The organism is Streptomyces brevispora (assembly GCF_007829885.1).
Lineage (GTDB): Bacteria > Actinomycetota > Actinomycetes > Streptomycetales > Streptomycetaceae > Streptomyces > Streptomyces brevispora.
On sequence record NZ_VIWW01000001.1, the window covers coordinates 358,498 to 377,280 of the forward strand.

General features: G+C 71.3%; 18 protein-coding genes. 4 read left to right on the top strand and 14 right to left on the bottom strand.

Features of this window, described 5'->3' with window-relative positions:
• Positions 1-88: 88 nt before the first annotated feature.
• Together FHX80_RS01680 and FHX80_RS35370 are read right to left on the bottom strand one after the other, a co-directional pair.
• Positions 89-298, bottom strand: coding sequence for a hypothetical protein (locus FHX80_RS01680; RefSeq protein WP_145762459.1), 210 nt, complete (start codon positions 296-298; stop codon positions 89-91).
• 186 nt (positions 299-484) lie between these two features.
• Positions 485-769 (bottom strand): hypothetical protein, encoded by a 285-nt coding sequence (locus FHX80_RS35370; protein ID WP_145762460.1) that lies wholly within the window; start codon positions 767-769, stop codon positions 485-487.
• A 232-nt stretch (positions 770-1,001) separates the two neighbouring features.
• Here FHX80_RS35370 and FHX80_RS01690 point away from each other — a divergent pair, with 232 nt between their 5' ends.
• Complete coding sequence (locus tag FHX80_RS01690; protein WP_145762461.1) at positions 1,002-2,294, top strand: serine/threonine-protein kinase; 1,293 nt, start codon at positions 1,002-1,004, stop codon at positions 2,292-2,294.
• Between the two features lie 10 nt (positions 2,295-2,304).
• Here FHX80_RS01690 and FHX80_RS01695 read toward each other — a convergent pair whose 3' ends face one another.
• From FHX80_RS01695 to FHX80_RS01730, 8 genes are all read right to left on the bottom strand, one after another.
• The gene (locus FHX80_RS01695) at positions 2,305-3,123 is read right to left on the bottom strand and encodes a TrmH family RNA methyltransferase (protein WP_145762462.1); all 819 of its coding nucleotides are present in this window, start codon (positions 3,121-3,123) and stop codon (positions 2,305-2,307) included.
• A gap of 64 nt (positions 3,124-3,187) precedes the next feature.
• Positions 3,188-4,441, bottom strand: coding sequence for a uroporphyrinogen-III C-methyltransferase (cobA, locus tag FHX80_RS01700; protein WP_145762463.1), 1,254 nt, complete (start codon positions 4,439-4,441; stop codon positions 3,188-3,190).
• A 303-nt stretch (positions 4,442-4,744) separates the two neighbouring features.
• On the bottom strand, positions 4,745-8,311 hold the full coding sequence (cobT, locus tag FHX80_RS01705) for a nicotinate-nucleotide--dimethylbenzimidazole phosphoribosyltransferase (RefSeq protein WP_145762464.1): 3,567 nt from the start codon (positions 8,309-8,311) through the stop codon (positions 4,745-4,747).
• A 333-nt stretch (positions 8,312-8,644) separates the two neighbouring features.
• On the bottom strand, positions 8,645-9,883 hold the full coding sequence (gene cbiE, locus FHX80_RS01710; protein ID WP_145762465.1) for a precorrin-6y C5,15-methyltransferase (decarboxylating) subunit CbiE: 1,239 nt from the start codon (positions 9,881-9,883) through the stop codon (positions 8,645-8,647).
• A 107-nt stretch (positions 9,884-9,990) separates the two neighbouring features.
• Positions 9,991-10,668 carry a GNAT family N-acetyltransferase gene (locus FHX80_RS01715; RefSeq protein ID WP_145762466.1) on the bottom strand — a complete coding sequence of 226 codons (678 nt, stop codon included), beginning with the start codon at positions 10,666-10,668 and terminating at the stop codon, positions 9,991-9,993.
• A 101-nt stretch (positions 10,669-10,769) separates the two neighbouring features.
• The gene (locus FHX80_RS01720; protein ID WP_145762467.1) at positions 10,770-11,636 is read right to left on the bottom strand and encodes a MetQ/NlpA family ABC transporter substrate-binding protein; all 867 of its coding nucleotides are present in this window, start codon (positions 11,634-11,636) and stop codon (positions 10,770-10,772) included.
• Between the two features lie 73 nt (positions 11,637-11,709).
• Positions 11,710-12,381 carry a methionine ABC transporter permease gene (locus tag FHX80_RS01725; RefSeq protein WP_145762468.1) on the bottom strand — a complete coding sequence of 224 codons (672 nt, stop codon included), beginning with the start codon at positions 12,379-12,381 and terminating at the stop codon, positions 11,710-11,712.
• Positions 12,378-13,439 carry a methionine ABC transporter ATP-binding protein gene (locus tag FHX80_RS01730; RefSeq protein ID WP_167523346.1) on the bottom strand — a complete coding sequence of 354 codons (1,062 nt, stop codon included), beginning with the start codon at positions 13,437-13,439 and terminating at the stop codon, positions 12,378-12,380. Before FHX80_RS01730 ends, FHX80_RS01725 begins: the two co-directional genes overlap by 4 nt.
• Before the next feature lie 622 nt (positions 13,440-14,061).
• Here FHX80_RS01730 and FHX80_RS01735 point away from each other — a divergent pair.
• Together FHX80_RS01735 and FHX80_RS01740 are read left to right on the top strand one after the other, a co-directional pair.
• On the top strand, positions 14,062-14,421 hold the full coding sequence (locus FHX80_RS01735) for a hypothetical protein (RefSeq protein WP_145762470.1): 360 nt from the start codon (positions 14,062-14,064) through the stop codon (positions 14,419-14,421).
• A 2-nt stretch (positions 14,422-14,423) separates the two neighbouring features.
• Positions 14,424-14,861, top strand: coding sequence for a hypothetical protein (locus tag FHX80_RS01740; RefSeq protein ID WP_145762471.1), 438 nt, complete (start codon positions 14,424-14,426; stop codon positions 14,859-14,861).
• A 29-nt stretch (positions 14,862-14,890) separates the two neighbouring features.
• Here the strand turns inward: FHX80_RS01740 and FHX80_RS01745 are convergent, their stop codons facing one another.
• From FHX80_RS01745 to FHX80_RS01755, 3 genes are all read right to left on the bottom strand, one after another.
• Positions 14,891-15,394, bottom strand: coding sequence for a GNAT family N-acetyltransferase (locus FHX80_RS01745; RefSeq protein WP_145762472.1), 504 nt, complete (start codon positions 15,392-15,394; stop codon positions 14,891-14,893).
• A gap of 37 nt (positions 15,395-15,431) precedes the next feature.
• Positions 15,432-15,998 (bottom strand): sigma-70 family RNA polymerase sigma factor, encoded by a 567-nt coding sequence (locus tag FHX80_RS01750; RefSeq protein WP_145762473.1) that lies wholly within the window; start codon positions 15,996-15,998, stop codon positions 15,432-15,434.
• Positions 15,999-16,118: 120 nt separating this feature from the next.
• Positions 16,119-17,294 carry a glycerophosphodiester phosphodiesterase gene (locus tag FHX80_RS01755; RefSeq protein WP_145762474.1) on the bottom strand — a complete coding sequence of 392 codons (1,176 nt, stop codon included), beginning with the start codon at positions 17,292-17,294 and terminating at the stop codon, positions 16,119-16,121.
• Positions 17,295-17,526: 232 nt separating this feature from the next.
• Here FHX80_RS01755 and FHX80_RS01760 point away from each other — a divergent pair, with 232 nt between their 5' ends.
• Complete coding sequence (locus FHX80_RS01760) at positions 17,527-18,198, top strand: lysophospholipid acyltransferase family protein (protein ID WP_145762475.1); 672 nt, start codon at positions 17,527-17,529, stop codon at positions 18,196-18,198.
• Between the two features lie 107 nt (positions 18,199-18,305).
• Here the strand turns inward: FHX80_RS01760 and FHX80_RS01765 are convergent, their stop codons facing one another.
• Positions 18,306-18,773 (bottom strand): SAM-dependent methyltransferase, encoded by a 468-nt coding sequence (locus tag FHX80_RS01765; RefSeq protein WP_145762476.1) that lies wholly within the window; start codon positions 18,771-18,773, stop codon positions 18,306-18,308.
• Positions 18,774-18,783 lie beyond the last annotated feature (10 nt).

Consider the following 18,783-nt stretch of genomic DNA (forward strand, 5'->3'; position numbering starts at 1 on the left):
AACGCTGCCGTCCGCCGCACCCCCGTCCCCACGGGGTTGTTGGCCGGATGTCCCGGTCCGAACCGCTCTTCCGGACCCGGGGCGCCGCTCAGCGCCCCAGCATCACGCCCACGGACGACGCCTGTGTGACCACTGCTTCCCAGCCGCCGAAGGCGACCACGAGCAGGGCCGCCAGAGGAAGAACCATGGCTGTCGCCACCAGCGGGTGGCGCTTGCCGGACGACGGGCGGCTGCCGAACGAGGCGTAGGCCTTGCGTCCCCGCGTGCGGATCATGGTCCGCGTTGCCGTGTCCGCCATGGTTCCTCTCCTGACCTGATGTGGAGCGGCGGGCGCTTGGCCTCGGGGGACGAGTGCGACGCCCGCCGCATGACTTCAACATTAGGGATGCGGGGGACGGGCGGCGTCATGCCCGCGTACCGAATGCCGGGCCTCCCGGAGGATGAGCCGTGGGTAGTCGGCGTACTCCCCTGGGTGGAGATGGGTCTACCGGACCTTGGGGTCATCCCCGAGTACACGCTCGGAGGCATCCTCCCTGGGTATTGGTTGTCCGACGAGCGCGAACACCCTGGTCGAGGCGATCACCCCGGCCGCCATGACCGGGTGGTGCTCACCCCTGATCCGAAGAGGGCACCTCCCCTGCCTTCGGGGCTGTGAGCGAAGGGTGACTTCACTCACTTCGGCCACCCCTCGGCGGACCGCTGTCTCCACCCGGCGGCCTGCTCCGGAGGCCACCACTTCGTAGACACGGGCCGCGTCCCCGACGACCATGACTTCCTCGGTTCGATCGCCCTTCGCTGATCCAATCCCCCTTCAGCGACGGACCATTGAGATCTCTCGCGGGCCGAGGAGTGCGGATGCGCGGCTCCCTGACCACTCCTCACGTTTCCCGCCCGGCACTGACAATCGATTCGCCGACGAGGGCGCGGCCTCTGAGCGCCCCGGGCGGCGGGTACGTAAGCTGTGCCTCGTAAGGCGGACCAGGCAGCGGGGATGGGCAGACATGGCGATGATGCGGCTCCGGCGCGAGGACCCGCGTGTCGTCGGTTCGTTCAGGCTGCACCGACGGCTCGGGGCGGGCGGCATGGGTGTCGTCTACCTGGGTTCGGACCGGCGTGGCCAGCGGGTGGCGCTGAAGGTGATCCGCCCGGACCTGGCGGAGGATCAGGAGTTCCGCTCGCGGTTCGCCCGTGAGGTGTCCGCCGCCCGGCGGATCCGCGGCGGCTGCACGGCCCGGCTGGTGGCCGCCGATCTGGACGCGGACCGCCCGTGGTTCGCCACGCAGTACGTACCGGGGCCCTCGCTGCACGACAAGGTGGCCGAGGAGGGTCCGCTGTCGGCCGCCGAGGTGGCCTCGATCGGGGCGGCGCTGTCCGAGGGTCTGGTGGCGGTGCACGAGGCGGGTGTCGTCCACCGTGATCTGAAGCCGTCGAACATCCTCCTCTCCCCCAAGGGCCCGCGGATCATCGACTTCGGGATCGCCTGGGCGACCGGCGCGTCCACCCTCACGCACGTCGGTACGGCGGTGGGTTCGCCGGGGTTCCTCGCACCCGAGCAGGTGCGGGGTGCGGCGGTGACGCCCGCGACGGACGTCTTCTCGCTCGGCGCCACGCTGGCGTACGCGGCGATGGCCGATTCGCCTTTCGGGCACGGCAGTTCCGAGGTGATGCTCTACCGCGTGGTGCACGAGGAGCCGCAGTTGCACGACGTGCACGACGCACTCGCTCCACTGGTGAGCGCCTGTCTGGCGAAGGACCCGGAGGAACGGCCGAGCACGCTGCAACTCTCCATGCGGCTCAAGGAGATCGCGGCGCGGGAGGCGCAGGGGCTGCACGAGAGCCGGCCGCCGGCCCAGCGCTCCGCGCACGAGGCGGACCGGCCGACCAGCCGTCTCGACGGCCCGTACACCGAGCAGCAGACCCGCCGTTCGGCCGGTCCCGCCCCGGTGTCACGTCCGCAGAACCGGCAGACCGCGCCGCCGCGTCCCGCTTCGCCCCGCACCGGGGGTTCGCGCCAGGAGAGGCAGCCGCGCAACACGACGCGTTCCGGGAGGCGGCCGCAGGGTACGAACGGGACGAACGGCAGGCCTCGTACCCGTCCCGGGCCGCGTACGACCTCGACCGGGCGGCGTCCCGCCAATCCCCGGCTGCTGCGGCAGCGGCTCGTCGTCTTCGTCGTGGTGACGCTGCTGGTGGCGCTGGGCATCGCGGCGGCCCAGGGCTGCCAGGGACCGGCACGCGGCCTCGGCGCGGGCCAGAGCCAAAGCCGGAGTCACAGCCCGAGCCAGCAGCAGTAGCCGCCGGGCCCTAGCTCTCCGGGCGGCCGGTGGCCACCGCGTAGAAGGCGACCGCCGCGGCCGCGCCCACGTTCAGCGAGTCGACGCCGTGGGCCATCGGGATGCGTACCCATTCGTCGGCGGCCACGAGCGCCTGGGTGGACAGTCCGTCGCCCTCGGCGCCGAGCATCAGGGCCACCTGGTCCATCCGGTGCGGCGCTGCCTCCTCGATGCTGCTGGCCTTCTCGTCGGGCGTCAGGGCGAGCAGCTTGAAGCCGGCTTCCCGTACGGTTTCGAGGGCCTTGGGCCAGGTGTCGAGGCGGGCGTAGGGGACGGAGAAGACCGCACCCATCGAGACCTTGACGGAGCGTCGGTAGAGCGGGTCGGCGCAGTCCGGGGAGAGCAGGACGGCGTCCATGCCGAGGGCGGCGGCGCTGCGGAAGATCGCCCCGATGTTCGTGTGGTCGTTGACGGCTTCCATGACGACCACGCGCCGTGTGGTGCGCAGCAGTTCGTCGGCGGTCGGCAGCGGTTTGCGCTGCATGGAGGCGAGGGCACCGCGGTGCACGTGGTAGCCGGTGACACGCTCGGCGAGCTCCGGGCTGACCGCGTACACGGGGGCCGGGACCTCGTCGATGACGTCGCGCATCAGGTCGACCCACTTCGCCGAGAGCAGCATGGACCGCATCTCGTACCCGGCCTGCCTGGCGCGTCTGATCACCTTCTCGCCCTCGGCGATGAAGAGGCCCTCGGCGGGCTCGCGTCTGCGTCGGAGCTCGACATCGGTCAGGCCGGTGTAGTCGCGCAGTCGGGGGTCGTCGGGGTCGTCGACGGTGATGAGATCAGCCACAGGTTGATACTGCCTTGTCCGGTGTGTGGTGCCAACGGTCTGGAGAAAGTTCCGTTACCGATGGTTACTCGGCGGAGTGTCCCTCGGTGGCCGGGCCGACCGCGACGACGTCACCGATGACGATGACCGCCGGCGGGCGCACCTCCTCGGCCACGGCGCGCTCGGCGACCGTCGCGAGCGTCGCGTCGACGCGGCGCTGGGCGGCCGTGGTCCCTTCCTGGACCAGCGCGACCGGGGTCTCGGGGGATCTGCCGTGGGCCATGAGCGTACGGGCGATGGCGCCGATCTTGTCGACGGCCATCAGGAGAACCAGGGTGCCGCGCAGCTGGGCGAGGGCCGCCCAGTCGACCAGCGAGCGCTCGTCATCGGGGGCGAGGTGGCCGCTGACCACGGTGAACTCGTGGGCGACTCCGCGGTGGGTGACCGGGATACCGGCCGCGCCCGGCACCGAGATGGAGCTGGAGATGCCGGGGACGACGGTGCAGGGGATGCCCTCGGCGGCGAGCGCCTGGGCCTCTTCCATGCCGCGCCCGAAGACGAACGGGTCGCCGCCCTTGAGTCGCACGACGGCCTTGCCGGCCTTCGCGTGCTCGATCAGCGCGTTGTTGATCGCTTCCTGGGCCATGTAGCGGCCGTACGGGATCTTGGCGGCGTCGATCACCTCGACGTGCGGCGGGAGTTCGTCCAGCAGGTCGCGCGGGCCGAGCCGGTCCGCGATGACGACGTCGGCCTCGGCGAGGAGGCGGCGGCCGCGGACGGTGATCAGGTCGGGGTCGCCGGGGCCGCCGCCGACCAGGGCGACACCGGGTGTCCGGGTGCGGTGGTGGGGCGCGGCGAGGGTGCCGTCGCGCAGGCCTTCGACGATGGCGTCGCGGACGGCGGCGGAGTGGCGCGGGTCGCGGCCGTGCGCGTCGGTGGTGAGCACGGCGACGGTGACGCCCTCGCTGCGGCCGGTGGCGGGGGTCCAGGCGGTGGCGGCGTCCGCGTTGTCGCTGCGGACGCACCAGGTGCGGGTGCGCTCGGCCTCGGCGGAGGCGGCGTCGTTGGCAGCGGTGTCGTCGGACGCGATGAGGGCGTACCAGGTGTCCGCCAGGTCCCCGTCGGCGTACGCCCGGCGCTCCCAGCGGATCTCGCCCGCGTTGGCCATCGCCTCGACGGAGGGGGTGGCGGACGGCGACACGAGAACGATGTCCGCACCGGCCGCGATGAGGGCGGGGAGGCGGCGCTGCGCGACCTGGCCGCCGCCGACGACGACTACGCGGCGCCCGCTCAGGCGCAGTCCGACGGGGTACGCGGGGTGAACGGCGTGCTCGGCCATGGCGGTGCGGGCTCCTCGTGCGGTGCGGGGTGCGGGCCGCTGCGGCGGTGGAGCGGCTGTGACGTGCGGGTATGCGGGGCGGGGCGGATGGGAGCCCACGATACGGGGTGCGGGGCGGGGTGGGCCCTGTGTGGAGGGGCGGGGTGTGGAGGGGCGGGGTGAGGCGCGACTGCGGCGGGCTTTGCCCCCTCCCCGCCTCTCCCTCGTAACCGGGGATCCGCCCCGGACCCCGCTCCTCGAATGCCGGTGAGGCGGGAGGAGGAGGGGTCCGGGGCGGAGCTCCCGGGCCCAGCGGCCCCTGTACTACTTCTCCGTGACGCCAGCCGAGTCGAACGTCGCCACCTCGTGCATCGCGCGGGCCGCGCTCTGCACGATCGGCAGGGCCAGCAGGGCGCCGGTGCCCTCGCCGAGGCGGAGGTCGAGGTCGACCAGCGGTCGCAGGCCCAGCTTGTTGAGCGCGGCGACGTGGCCGGGCTCGGCACTGCGGTGGCCCGCGATGCAGGCTGCCAGCGCTTCCGGTGCGATGGCGCGTGCGACCAGGGCCGCGGCGCCCGCGCTGACGCCGTCGAGGATGACCGGCGTACGGAGCGAGGCCCCGCCGAGGAGGAACCCGGCCATCGCGGCGTGCTCCAGGCCTCCGACGGCCGCGAGCACGCCGATCGGATCGGCCGGGTCCGGCTGGTGCAGGGCGAGCGCACGGCGGACCACGTCGACCTTGCGGGCGTGCATCTCGTCGTTGATGCCGGTACCACGGCCGGTCACCTCTGCCGCGTCCATCCCGGTGTACACACAGATCAGGGCGGCCGACGCGGTGGTGTTGGCGATGCCCATCTCACCGGTGAGCAGGCCCTTGTTGCCCGCCGCGACCAGATCGCGGGCCGTCTCGATGCCGACCTCGATCGCCGCGAGGACCTCCTCGCGGGTGAGGGCGGGGCCGGTCGTGAAGTCGGCCGTCCCGGCGCGCACCTTGCGGGGCAGCAGGCCGGCCGTCGCGGGCAGCTCCGAGGCCACACCGACGTCGACCACGCACACCTCGGCGCCGACCTGGGCCGCGAAGGCGTTGCAGACCGCGCCGCCGCCGAGGAAGTTGGCGACCATCTGGCCGGTCACCTCCTGGGGCCAGGCCGTGACGCCCTGGGCGTGCACCCCGTGGTCGCCCGCGAAGATCGCGACGGCCGCGGGCTCCGGGATCGGAGGCGGGCACATCCGGGAGAGCCCGGACAGCTGCGCCGAGATGATCTCCAGCATCCCGAGCGCACCGGCCGGCTTGGTCATCCTCTTCTGGCGTTCCCAGGCCTCGCCGAGCGCCTTGGCGTCCAGCGGCCGGATGCTGGAGATGGTCTCCTGCAGCAGGTCGTGCGGCTCCTCGCCGGGCAGGGCCCGGCGGCCGTACGTCTCCTCGTGGACGACCCACGACAGCGGCCGGCGCTTGGACCAGCCCGCCTGCATCAGCTCGGGCTCCTCCGGGAACTCGTCGACGTAACCGACGCAGAGGTACGCGACGACTTCGAGGTGCTCGGGCAGGCCGAGGGAACGGACCATCTCGCGCTCGTCGAAGAAGCTGACCCAGCCGACGCCGAGCCCCTCGGCCCGGGCGGCGAGCCACAGGTTCTCGACGGCGAGCGCCGAGGAGTACGGGGCCATCTGCGGCTGGGTGTGCCGGCCCAGGGTGTGGCGGCCGCCACGGGTGGGGTCGGCGGTGATGACGATGTTGACCGGGGTGTCGAGGATCGCCTCGATCTTCAGTTCCTTGAACTGCTTCGCCCGGGCCTTGGGGAGCGACTTGGCATACGCGTCGCGCTGGCGCTGCGCCAGTTCGTGCATGGAACGGCGGGTCTCCGCGGAACGGATGACGACGAAGTCCCAGGGCTGCGAGTGCCCGACACTGGGCGCGGTGTGGGCCGCTTCCAGAACGCGCAGCAGGACCTCGTGCGGGATCGGGTCGCTGCGGAAGCCGTTGCGGATGTCGCGGCGTTCCCGCATGACGCGCAGTACGGCTTCGCGCTCGACGTCGTCGTAACCGGGTGCGGGCGGCGAGGTGACGGGCGCCTCTTCGGACTCCGGCGCCTCGGCCGCGGGAGCTTCGGCCTCGGGAGCTTCGGCCTCGGCTTCGAGGCCTTCGAGGCCTTCGGAGGCTTCGGGGGCTTCGAGGCCTTCGAGGCCTTCGGAGGCTTCGAGCGTTTCAGGTGTTGCGACGGGGGTGTCCGCGGCCGGAGCGCCGTTCACGGCCTCCGGCTGTACGGGCGCCGGGGCGTCCTGCGGCACGACCGGCTCAGCCGGTTCGGCGGCCTGCTCGGCCTCCGGCGTCTGCGCCGGAGCGGTTTCGGTGCCGTGCGTGAGGTCCGGGGTCTCGATGACCTCAGGGCCCGTCTCCGGCTCCGGCTCAGCCACGGGCTCCGGAGCGGCCGCCGTGATGATCTCTGCCGCCTCTGCCGGCTCTGTCACCTCGACCGCCACGGGCTCCACGGGCTCCACGGGCTCCACGACGATCGCCTGGGCCACGGGCGCGGGCGCGGCCTCCACGACCGCCTCGGGCTGCACCGGCTGCTCGACGACGGGCGTCGGGGCCAGGTGCGGGGCGGTCGGCAGTGACCCCTGCACCGGCACGAACCGGCCCAGGGACGCGCCGTCCGGCACAGGCTCCACGGGCAGCGCGTCGACGGGGGCAGCGTCCACCGACGGCTCCGCGACGGGTGCCGCGTCCACCGGCGCCGCTTCAACGTCAACGGCGGCCTCAACCGGTGCCGATGTCTGTGCGGGTGCGGGCGCGGGCGCCGGTGCGGGCACCGAAGCCGTCTCCGACGGGGCGCCGGCCGGAAGCTCCGCCTGGACCTCGGTCGCCACCGGCACGGGAGCCGGCTCCTCGGCCACGACCGGTACGGGTTCGACGGGCTGCGCGACCACTGCGGGCTCTACGGGTTCTGCGGGCTCTACGGGTTCCGCGGGCTCTACGGGCTCTGCCGTTTGCGCCGCCGCCACGGGATCAGCGGCAGCCGCCTCAGGGACGACCGTTTCTGCTGACGGCACTTCCACCGCCGCCGGTTCCGGTTCCGGTTCCGCTTCCACGGCGACCGGCGCGGCGGCCTGCTGCGGCGCCTGGGCCGCCCACATGTTCACGTTCTGCGGCGGGATCCCACCGAGCTGCGGGCCCGGCAGCGCGGCCGATTCCTCGGCCGTCATCTCGAAGTACTCGGGTTCGGCGGTGACCGGTCCCGCGTGCCGTGCGGGGGCGGGCGCCGCGACAGGGGCCTGCACCCGGGTCTGGGCCTGCGGCACGCCCGCGGGCCCCCGGTCGGCGAGCGAGCGGACCACGCCACCGCCCGACGTACCGCCGTACGCCGGGCCCGAATCGGGCGAGGCGGGGCCGCGGTGCAGCGGCCTGCGCACGCTCGCCTGGGTCTGCGCCACCGGCACCTGGGCCTGCGCCGGGGCGGGGACGGGCGACGGGATGCGAACGCCGCTGAGGTCAACGGCGCCCGAGTCGCGGCCACCGGACTCATGGGTCCCCTGGCCGGTCCCCGGCAGCGGCTCCGAGGGGGCCTGCATGGCGTACTCCGGAACCTGGACCTGAACCTGGACCGGCTCCTGGAGCTGTACCGGGCCCTGAGTCTGCGGCCGGTTCTCGCCCTGCAGCCGGGCCTGGTGCTGCGCGGAGGGCCGTGGTTGGTACCCGCCCTGCTCGGGCAGGGCGACGTGCGGCTCGCTCCAGGCACCCTGGGGGCTGGGCATCAGCAGAAGGTCGTCGTCCTCGGACGCCTGCTCGGAGGGATCGAGGAAGGTGTAGGCATCCGGGGCGGGGATGCCCGGCTGCTCCACCATGCCTGCGTTCTCCGGCAGTCCCTCGCCCGGGACCTGGCCGGTGTCACTCATGCGTACCCCTCGCCCATCGTCAGTGCTCCTTCGGCCCTTCGCCCGGGACGCCCGAACACGGCACACAGGCGCTCGTCCAGTGGAACGAGCGGGCGCGCCGCGCGGCACGAAACGGTCGCGGACATACTGCATTCTCGCGGTCGTTCGCCGCCGCGGCAGCTCATTTCGCCACGGCTCGCTGTGGACTGCGCCACGTTGCGCGTCCCCCGGTCATGCCGTACCACAACGAGGACCAAAACGGTCCCCTTTTCCGGACATTGACGAACGAAGCGACGATGATCCGAGCGCGGTGCAACGATCGGCCAGCCTACCTCCCGCCGTATGCCGGCAGGGTCAGGGGGCGAGGTCCGAACGCAGTGCGGAAAGCAGAAAGACGACCGAGCGTTCGCGCTCCGACCATGCGGACGTGTCGAGTTCGACGGACTGCAGGAGCGAGCAGGCGACCGTGTATCCGTTCTCGGCGAGGGCGGCGCCCAGTGCCTCGGCCTCGTCGCGGGTCGAGGCATGGGTCACGATCCGCTCCGGCCTGCGGTCGGCGACGGCGGTGACGACGGGCACGCCACCGCCGCCGATCCGTACGACATCGGGCTCGGGCAGCCGTTCCAGTACATGCGGTGCGCGGCCCTCGACCACCTGGAGCTGGACCCCGAAGGCGCGGGCCGCCGCCGCGGTGCGGGCGCAGGCGTCCGGGTCGCTGTCCACGGCCAGGACCGCCGCGCCGAACCGGGCCGCCTCCACGGCCAGGGCGCCGCTGCCGGAGCCGATGTCCCAGACCAGGTCGCCGGTCCGGGGCCCGAGGTGGGCGAGTTGGGCGGCGCGCAGCCCCGGGGACTCGCCCTCGCCGCTCTCCGTCACGGGGTCCGGGCCGTCTCCCCGGTAGGCGGCGGCGGGCAGCGCCCAGCCGCGTACGCCCTGGGGGTAGGCGGGGTGGCGGCCCGCGATCCACGCTCCGGTGGCCTGTCGTTCGGGGCCGCCGCCGATGACGATGACGACGTTGGGGTCGCGCCAGACGTGGTCGGCGGCCCTCTCGGAGGTGACGACGGTGACCTGTTCGCGGGCGGTGCCCAGTTCCTCGCAGATGACGAACGTGCGGTGCACGCCCTCGAGCAGCAGGGCGAGTTCGGCGGGGCCGGCGCCCGGCGAGGTGAGGACGGCGACCTTGTGGTGGGCGCGGCAGACGTTCACCGCGCGGCGCAGGGTGCGGGGGTGGGCGACGACGGTCTGGGCGTCCTCCCACGGCATTCCGGCGCGGGCGAAGGCGGTGGCGACGGCGGAGACCGCGGGCACCACTTCGACTTCCAGGCCGTGTTCGGGGGCGCGCAGGCTGCGTACGACTCCGAAGAATCCCGGGTCGCCGTCGGCGAGGACCACGACGCTGCCGCGGTGGCCGGCGATCCGCCGGGCGGCCAGGTCGATGGAGCCGAGCCGGATGCGTTCCGCGTCGTGCGGTACTTCGGGCAGTGCGAGGTGGTGGGCGGCTCCGGCGACGAGCGTGGCGGCCGAGAGCGCGGCGGTGGCAGCTCTGGTCAGTGGTGAGCCGTCCCAGCCGATCACTGTGACCCGGTCGGCCATCTGTCGTCAGTCTCCTGGAGTCGTTGCAGGCGGGGCTGGTCGCCCGGGGGGGCGGGCAGGGCGGAATCACCTGGTCCGTGCCGGTGCGGCGGCGAGCCGGGAATGGGTCAGTTCCAGTCGTTGTACGTACCGTATCCACCGGCGTCGGCGAGCTGCTCGGCGACTCCCTCGAGGTCCTCGGGAAGCAGGCCCCAGACGATCAGATCGGTCCTGATGTCGGCCCAGCCTCCGTCCTCGGTCTGTGAGCGGGCTATGCGGGCGTTGCGCAGGATTCCCTCACTGATGCAGCCGAGTTTCTGGGCGACCTGCTGGGAGGAGGTGTTGTCTGCGGCGGTGCGCAGTTCTATCCGCTCGAAGCCCTGGTCGCGGAAGAGCCACTGGGCGAGGGCCAGCATGGACTCGGTGGCGTAACCCTCGCCGCGCGCCCAGGGCGCGGTGATGTAGGCGGCCTCGGTGGCCAGGGTGCGCCAGTCGGTGTTGTGCAGCCGGACCGAGCCGACGAGTCGCTGGGTGAGGAACTCGGTGACGGCGAAGACGATGCCGTCGCCCTTGGTGCGCTGTGCGGGAGCGATCCTGCGGACCCAGCGTTCCGCGTCGACCTGGGTGTAGGGGTGGGGTGCCTCGGTCCAGGCGGTGACGAGTTCGTCGTTCATCATCTCGATGTACGCGGGTACGTCCGCCATGTCGAAGGGGCGCAGCACCAACCGATCCGTGCTGATGGAGATGTCCGGAAAGGTGGAAGTCATGCGCAGCTCCATGCCGAAGACCGTGTAAAGGCACAGCATGCAGCATGGGGCGGGCCTTGTGCATGGGCGGGTCCGCACGACGGAGCCCCGCGCACCCGGGTGGGGTGTGCGGGGCTCGTCGGACAAGTGCCGCGCGGGGGTCAGGACTTGGCGGCGGAACCGAAGGCCGGAATGACCGAGCCCTGGTAGCTGTCCTCGATGAACTTCTTGACTTCGTCGGAGTGGAGGAGCTTCACGAGCTTCTGGACGCGGGCGTCCTGCTCGTTGCCCTTCTTCACGGCGAGGATGTTGGCGTACGGGTTGTCGTCGGCCTTTTCGAGCGCCAGGGCGTCCGTTGAGGGCTTGAGCTTGGCCTCGATGGCGTAGTTGCCGTTGATGACGGCGGCGTCGACGTCGTTCAGGGCGCGGGGGACGGTGGCCGCCTCCAGCTCCTTGAACTTCAGGCCCTTCTTGTCGGTGATGTCGCTCAGCTTGGCGCTGGTGCCGACGCCGTCCTTGAGGGTGATCAGGCCGTTCGCCGCGAGCAGCTGGAGTGCCCGGCCCTCGTTGGTGGTGTCGTTCGGTACGGCGATGGTCTGGCCGGACTTGATGTCGCCCAGGTCCTTGACCTTCTTGGAGTAGAGGCCGAGGGGCTCCAGGTGCACGGTGCCGACGGAGACCAGGTGGGTGTTTTTCTTCGTGTTGAAGTCGTCGAGGTAGGGCTGGTGCTGGAAGAAGTTGACGTCGACCTGGCCGGTCTCGGTGGCGGTGTTCGGCAGGACGTAGTCCGTGAACTCCTTGACCTCCAGCTTGAGGCCGGCCTTCTCCGCCAGGTTCTCCTTGACGAAGTTCAGGATGTCGGCGTGCGGCGTCGGGGACGCGGCGACGACGAGGGCCTTGGAGGTGTCGGCCTTGGCGCCGGTGTCGCTCTTGGACGCCGGGTCGGAGTCCGTACCGCAGGCGGTGAGGCCGAAGGCGAGAGCGGCGGTGGCGGCGGCAGCCGCGGTGATCTTGATGTTCTTGCGCACGAAGAGTGCCTCTTTCGGATGGTGATGGTGGTGCGCCCGGACAAGGAGTGCGGGCTCTTGGGGAGGAGAAGTCTCAGGAGGTGGTGCGGCCCCGGCGGGCCAGCAGGCGGACGGCTCCGTCGCCGATCAGCTGGATCACGGTCACGATGACGATCAGCAGCGCGACGGTGATGAGCATGAACTGGTTGTCGAAGCGCTGGAATCCGTAGGTGACGGCCTTGGAGCCGAGCCCTTCGCCGCCGACCGCGCCGGCCATCGCGGAGTAGCCGATGAGCACGATGACGGTGGTGGTGATGCCGGAGACGAGGGACGGCAGCGCCTGCGGCAACAGGACCTTGCGGACGATCGTCGGAACGGATCCGCCCATGGACTGGACGGCCTCGACGAGCCCGTGGTCGACCTCGCGGACAGCCGTCTCGACGAGCCGGGCGAAGAACGGGATGGCGCCTACGGCGAGCGGCACGATCATCGCGGTCGGGCCGATGAAGGTGCCGACGACCCAGGTGGTGAAGGGGATCAGGGCAATCAGCAGGATGATGAACGGCAGGGAGCGGCCGATGTTCACGATCACGCCGATGACCTTGTTCACCGGGGTGTTCTGCAGCAGCCCGCCCTTGTCGGTGAGGACGAGCAGGACACCGAGCGGCAGTCCGACCAGGACGGTGACGACCGCGGACCACAGCACCATGTAGAGGGTGTCGACGGTGCCCTGTGTCAGCAGCGGCTGCATTTCGGACCAGGTCACTTCGCCACCTCCTTGGTGAGCGGTGCGGCGACGGGGGCGGCGTCCGTGTCGTCCGCGTCCTCGACGAGTTCGGCCTGCAGGCCCTGCTCGCGCAGGAAGCCGATGGGCACGACGTTCTCCTCGAACCGGCCGGGCAGCTCGATGCGCATGCGGCCGATCTGTTTGCCGCCGACGGTGTCCATCGCGGCGCCGAGGATCGAGATGTCGATGTTGTACGTACGGGAGAGCTGCGAGATCACCGGCCGGCCGGCGGCCTCGCCGTGGAAGGTGACGTCGACGACCGTGCGGTCGGGGCCGGAGGCGGTGCCGCCGACCGGGAACAGTTCGTGGGCGAGTTCGGAGCCGGGGGTGGCGAGCAGTTCGCCCACGGTGCCGGACTCGACGATGCGGCCCTTGCGCATCAGCGCGGCGGAGTCGCAGACCGTTTTGACGACGTCCATCTCGTGCGTGATGAGCAGGACGGTGAGGCCGAGCTGCTGGTTGAGGTCGCGCAGCAGCTGGAGGATGGAGCGGGTGGTCTCGGGATCCAGCGCCGAGGTCGCCTCGTCGGAGAGCAGCACCTTGGGGTCGCCGGCGAGTGCGCGGGCGATTCCGACGCGCTGCTTCTGGCCGCCGGAGAGCTGGCCCGGGTACGCCTTGGCCTTGTCGGCGAGGCCGACCAGGTCGAGGAGTTCGAGGGCCTTGCGGGTCCGTTCGCGGCCGGCGACGCCGAGGATCTCCAGCGGGAGCTCGACGTTGTCCCGCACGGTGCGGGAGGCCAGCAGGTTGAAGTGCTGGAAGACCATGCCGATGCGGCTGCGCGCCTCGCGCAGTTCCCTGCCGGCCCGGCGGCCCCGGCCCGCGAGGGCCGTGAGGTCCTGGCCGGCCACGGTCACGGTGCCCGCGGTGGGGCGCTCCAGCAGGTTGACGCAGCGGATCAGGGACGACTTTCCGGCACCGCTCTGTCCGATGACGCCGTAAACCTCACCCTCGCGGACATGCAGGTCGACGCCGTCCAGAGCAGCGACATCACGGTCGCGCGACTGGTAGACCTTCGTGAGGCCCGTAGTGGTGATCACAGGGGTTTCCGTCACTGTCGAGTGCGCGGCGCGGTGTCCGCCGGGCACGGGGCATTCGTCCGGTGAGACTTTTCGGACGTCGATCGGACGTTTCGAGCGGGGTTCTGGGCACGGCCCGGCGCGGTGGTGACCGCGGGGCGGCGTGCCGGGGCAGGCTCGTTCCGCTGGGTGCGGACGGCTCGGGCTCGGTCTCGCTTCGGGGCGCGAGGCTCAGGCTGGGGCCCTCAGAAGGCGCGCATTCGACACATACAACGAGCACCGGGCGTCGTGATCGCCTCGGTCGCAAGGGTGCGGCTGCTCGTCGTGGTCATGGCCCAAGTAAAACAGACGTAACGTTCCGCTCGAACCGGTTGTCCGAATAGTGGACGGCCGTGGATGGTGTCCCGGCCTCGGCCCGCCAACCACGGAGATTTCCGGCCACACCGCTGTGACCTGCGGCGATATGGCGGGTTGGCGCTCGTCGGCGCCATCGGTCCCCGGCCCCGGCCGGTCCCGGGCTGTGGCCAAGGCCACGGTCACCGTGCGGCAGGGCGTCGGCGTGGGGCTTCCGGTTCACCGGTCGTCGGCACCTGGGTACGGGGGCGCACGCGGCGGGCCTCCCGGTCCGTAATACCCTCGGCTCATGCTTGACGCCCTGACGATCGCGGTCGGCGTGGCCGCCCTGGCCCTCGCCGCCTGGTGCGGATTCGCCGCCTACCGGGACCAGCCGACCAAGGACTGGCACTTCATCGGGATGGCCGTGGTCTCGGTGCTCGCGCTGGCCCAGCTGGTGGTGGGGATCGTGCAGATGGCCCGCGGCGAGCGGCCGGAGCAGGGCATGACCATCTTCATCGCGTATCTGATCGGGGCCTTCCTCGCCGTACCCGCGGCGGGCTTCCTGTCGCTGAGCGAGCGGACCCGGTGGGGTTCGGTGACGGTGGCGGCGGGCGCGGTGGTGCTGGCCGTACTCGAAGTGCGGCTCTACGACATCTGGGGAAACTGACCGTGACCGACACCGAGCGCACCCCTGCGGCGGCCACCGGCCGGAAGCAGCCGTTCGACCTCGGTACCGGTCCGGGCCGGGTACTGGTCTGGTTCTACGGCGTGTTCACCGTGGCGGCGGCCTCCCGTTCGATCGTGCAGATGATCCTGGACTTCGGCAAGGCCCCACTCGCCTATGTGCTGTCGGCCGTCGCCGCGCTCGTCTACGGCTTCATCACCTATTCGCTGGTGCGCGGCGGCGAGAGGGCGCGCAGGACCGCGCTGGTGTGCTGCGCCGCCGAGCTCGCCGGGGTGCTGATCGTGGGTACGTGGACGCTGGCCGACCCGTCGGCGTTCGCGGACGCCACCGTCTGGTCGGACTTCGGCAGGGACTACCTGTTCATCCCGGTGATCCTGCCGGTCACCGGGATGATCTGGCTGCGCCGCGCGAGGACCGCGTAGGCCCTGCGGACGTCTCCTCGTCACCTGCCCTACGCGCTCGTCACGTACGCGGCGGCGGAGGCCTCCTTCTCCAGCAGGATCATCCGGACGCCGTCCTGGCCGGTGGTGTTGCCCACGGGGGCGTAGCCCGCCCGGCGGTAGAGCCGCAGGTTGCTCTCACTGAGGTGTCCGGTGTGCAGCCGGAATCGGACGGCCGACCGCTGGTCGGCGAGTCCGGACTCCGCCGCCCGCAGCAGCCGGGCTCCGAGGCCGTGTCCCTGGAGCCTGGGGTGGACGCAGAGCCGCCCGATCTCCCCGGTGCCGTCCTGATCCGCCGATCCCCGTACCGAACCGACGACTTCCTCTCCGAGCCGCGCCACGAACACCAGGTTCGTGGCGATTTCGGCGCGCACGGAGTCGAGGGTCTGGACGAGCGGGTCGATCCGGTAGTTGCTGTACAGCTCCGCTTCGCTCTGAAAACAGAGGTACTGGAGTTTCAAGATCTGTTCGGCGTCCTGTGTGCCCGCCGCAGAGATGATCACGCTCATGCCCATCCGCGCATGCCTCCCGCTCACCTGATCCGCCGGTTGTCTACCGCTCCTTTCCCCGCAGTTCAGGAGCTACAACCTCCGCCGCCAGCATTCTGCGCAGACATCCAAGGCATCGGGAACGGATCGGACCCAAACTCCCCTGTGACATACCCAACTCCCCTGCGATCTCCCGGTAGGTGGGATCGCTCGGCGCGAGCATCGCGGTCAGCAGGCGTGCGCAGCGGGCGGGCAGCCGGTCCACCGCCGCGCGCAGCACCCGGCGTTCGTCGGCGCCGGCGAACGCCCGCTCCGGGCAGCCGGCCGGATCGGGGGCGGTCTCGTCGCGGTAGGGCCGTTCGTGCCGGGCGGTGCGGCGGGCCCGGCGGGCCTCGCCCCGTACGGTGTCGCGCACCCAGCGGGCGGCGTCCTTCGGCGGTCCGTGCTCCGGCAGCCGCTCCAGCAGACGTAGCCAGACGGCCTGTTCGAGATCGGCGGGGTCGACGGCGGCGCCGGTGGCCACGGCAGCCGCCTCGGCCCCGGCCTCGGCGCTGACCAGCGGATACAGGGCCCGGACGACGGCCGCGGGGGCCGGCAGGGGCAGTGCCGAGGAAAGATCGAGAAGCGTCATGGATCCACCCGACGCCCTTCGGTGGCAGCTGGTTGCCGAACCGGGCAAGCACCACCCGACCGGGGCACGCCCCGGCCGGGTGCTGACGGCCCGGCCCGCCCGTCGGCCGGGGCGGGCCCGCTACCTGCCCGTGAAGTCCGCCGCCGCGAGCAGCGCCGTGTCCGCGTTGTCGGAGAAGATCCCGTCGATGCCCGTCGCGAAGTACGCGGCGAAGGCGCCGAACGCGTCGCCGTACGCGTTGGGGTCGCTGCCGCGCCGGAAGTCGGCGGGCAGGAAGGTGTTCTCGTTGCGCATCGTGTACGGGTGCAGGATCAGCCCCTGGGCGTGCGCGTCGCGCACCAGGGTGGTGGGCGCGGTGAGCCTGCCGGAGCCGTCCTTGGGGATGATCAGGTCCAGGGTGGGGCCGATGCCCTGGGCGAAGGAGGCCATCCACTTCAGGCCCGCGGGCTTCACCAGATCGTCGGTGGTGCGGGTGTCTCCGGTCGCCGTGAAGTCCCAGGGCCGGGTGCCGGCGCCGGAGAGCAGGACGACGCGCGGGGTGGCGACGAGCTTCGACAGCCGCTGGATGCTGCTGGGTTCGAAGGACTGGAGGATGAGCGGCGACTGGGCGCGGTGGCGGTCGTAGCGGCGCAGCAGTGTGACGAGCCGCTCCTCCAGGCCGAGGCCGAGGCCGCGGAAGTAGGTGGGGTGCTTGGTCTCGACGTACAGCCAGACGGGCTTTCCGCGCCTGCGGCCCTCCCGGTCGGCCCAGCGCAGGACTTCCTCGAAGGTGGGGATCTCCCAGCGGCCGTCGTAGAGCGTGTTCCTCTGGCGGTTGCCCGGGATGCGCTCGGTGGCGCGCAGCGTCTTCAGTTCGGCGAGGGTGAAGTCCTCGGTGAACCAGCCGGTGAGGGGGACGCCGTCAACCGTCTTCGTGGTCCTGCGGCTTGCGAATTCGGGGTGGGCGGAGACATCGGTGGTGGCGGTGATGTCGTTCTCGTGACGGCAGACGAGGTGGCCGTCCCTGGTCGGCACCAGGTCCTGCTCGATGATGTGCGCGCCCATGTCGAGGGCCAGCTGGTACGAGCCGAGGGTGTGCTCGGGGCGGTAACCGCTGGTGCCCCGGTGTCCGATGACGGTCGGCACCGGCAGGTCGAGGCGGTGGCCGGGGCCGCCGCCTTGGCCACCGGACCGTTCCTCGGTGTTCCCGGCGGCCCGTGCCGTCCCGGAGAGGCCGATGGCCGCGGTACCGAGTACCGCGGCTCCCACGCCCATGACGGTCCGTCGTCCGGGAGTGGCCTGCGTGCGCTCTGTCATGAATGCTCCTCGCATGTGATGTCCGGCACCTGCCGAGCGAGGCCCGAGCGTAGGCAGCGCGGTGGTCCGGACGGCGGCACCTGGGGCAACATGACGCAAACACGTGTCAACACTGCGTATCCACCGGATGAACCCGATGTGCGATCATCCAGAACCCGCGAGTATCGTCCTCACCTGCATGTACCGCTCAATCCGTCGCTCGGCCGGCCCGGCCACTACACCGGAGGAACCGTTGTCCCGACTCGCACTCATCAAGGCAGTGCTCGGACCGATCCTGCGCCTGATGTTCCGGCCGCGGATGGAGGGCATCGAGAACATTCCGGGATCCGGGCCGGTGATCCTCGCGGGAAACCACCTCACGTTCATCGACTCGATGATCATGCCGATCTGCTGCGACCGTCCGGTGTTCTTCATCGGCAAGGACGAGTACGTCACGGGCAAGGGCCTCAAGGGCCGTCTGATGGCCTGGTTCTTCACGGGTGTCGGCATGATCCCGGTGGACCGGGACGGCGGCCGCGGTGGTGTCGCGGCGCTGATGACGGGCCGCCGGGTGCTGGAGCAGGGCAAGGCCTTCGCGATCTACCCGGAGGGCACCCGCTCCCCCGACGGCCGCCTCTACCGGGGCCGTACGGGCATCGCGCGGCTGACCCTGATGACCGGTGCGCCGGTCGTGCCGTTCGCGATGATCGGCACGGACAAGCTCCAGCCGGGCGGCTCGGGTGTGCCCCGGCCGGGGAAGGTCACGGTCCGCTTCGGTGAGCCGATGGAGTTCTCGCGCTACGAGGGCATGGACCGCGACCGCTATGTGCTGCGGGCGGTGACGGACTCCGTGATGGCCGAGGTGATGCGGCTGTCCGGTCAGGAGTATGTCGACATGTATGCGACGAAAGCCAAGGCCGCTTGAGCCGACGCGGGACTCCGCGTCGCGGACATGTGGAAGGGCCCGTACCCCGGTTGGGGGTACGGGCCCTTCCACATGTCAGTTCCACCCGTCCGGCTCAGAGGGACGGTTCACGGCCGGAAGTAATCCGACATCACGTCGCCGACCCATTCGGGCTGCTTGATGTCCACCGGGCGGAACTCCGCCATCGTCGGCTTCAGGTCAATGACCGGGGTGCCCGAGACCGCGTCGAGGCCCACCACCGTGAGTTCGCGTCCGTGGACGGACTCGATGGCGCAGCACGTCACCCCGATGCGGTTCGGCCTGCGGGGGCCACGGCCGGCGAAGACGCCGACGGGCGGGAGGTCGGAGCGGCCGCGGTAGGGGCGGGGCTCGCGGTGGTCGTCGTGTTCCGGGAACCGGTCGAAGACGAAGAGAACCTCCACGTGGGAGAAGCCCTCCAGGCCCTGCAGGCACATCTCGCCGAAACGCTCGTCGACGGTGATCGTGCTGCGGACGGCACCCCAGTTGTCCGTGTGCTGGACGTCGGTCCGGTCGTTGCGGACCGTGCCTATCGGTGTGATCTCGAAGCTCGGCATGGCAAGAGTT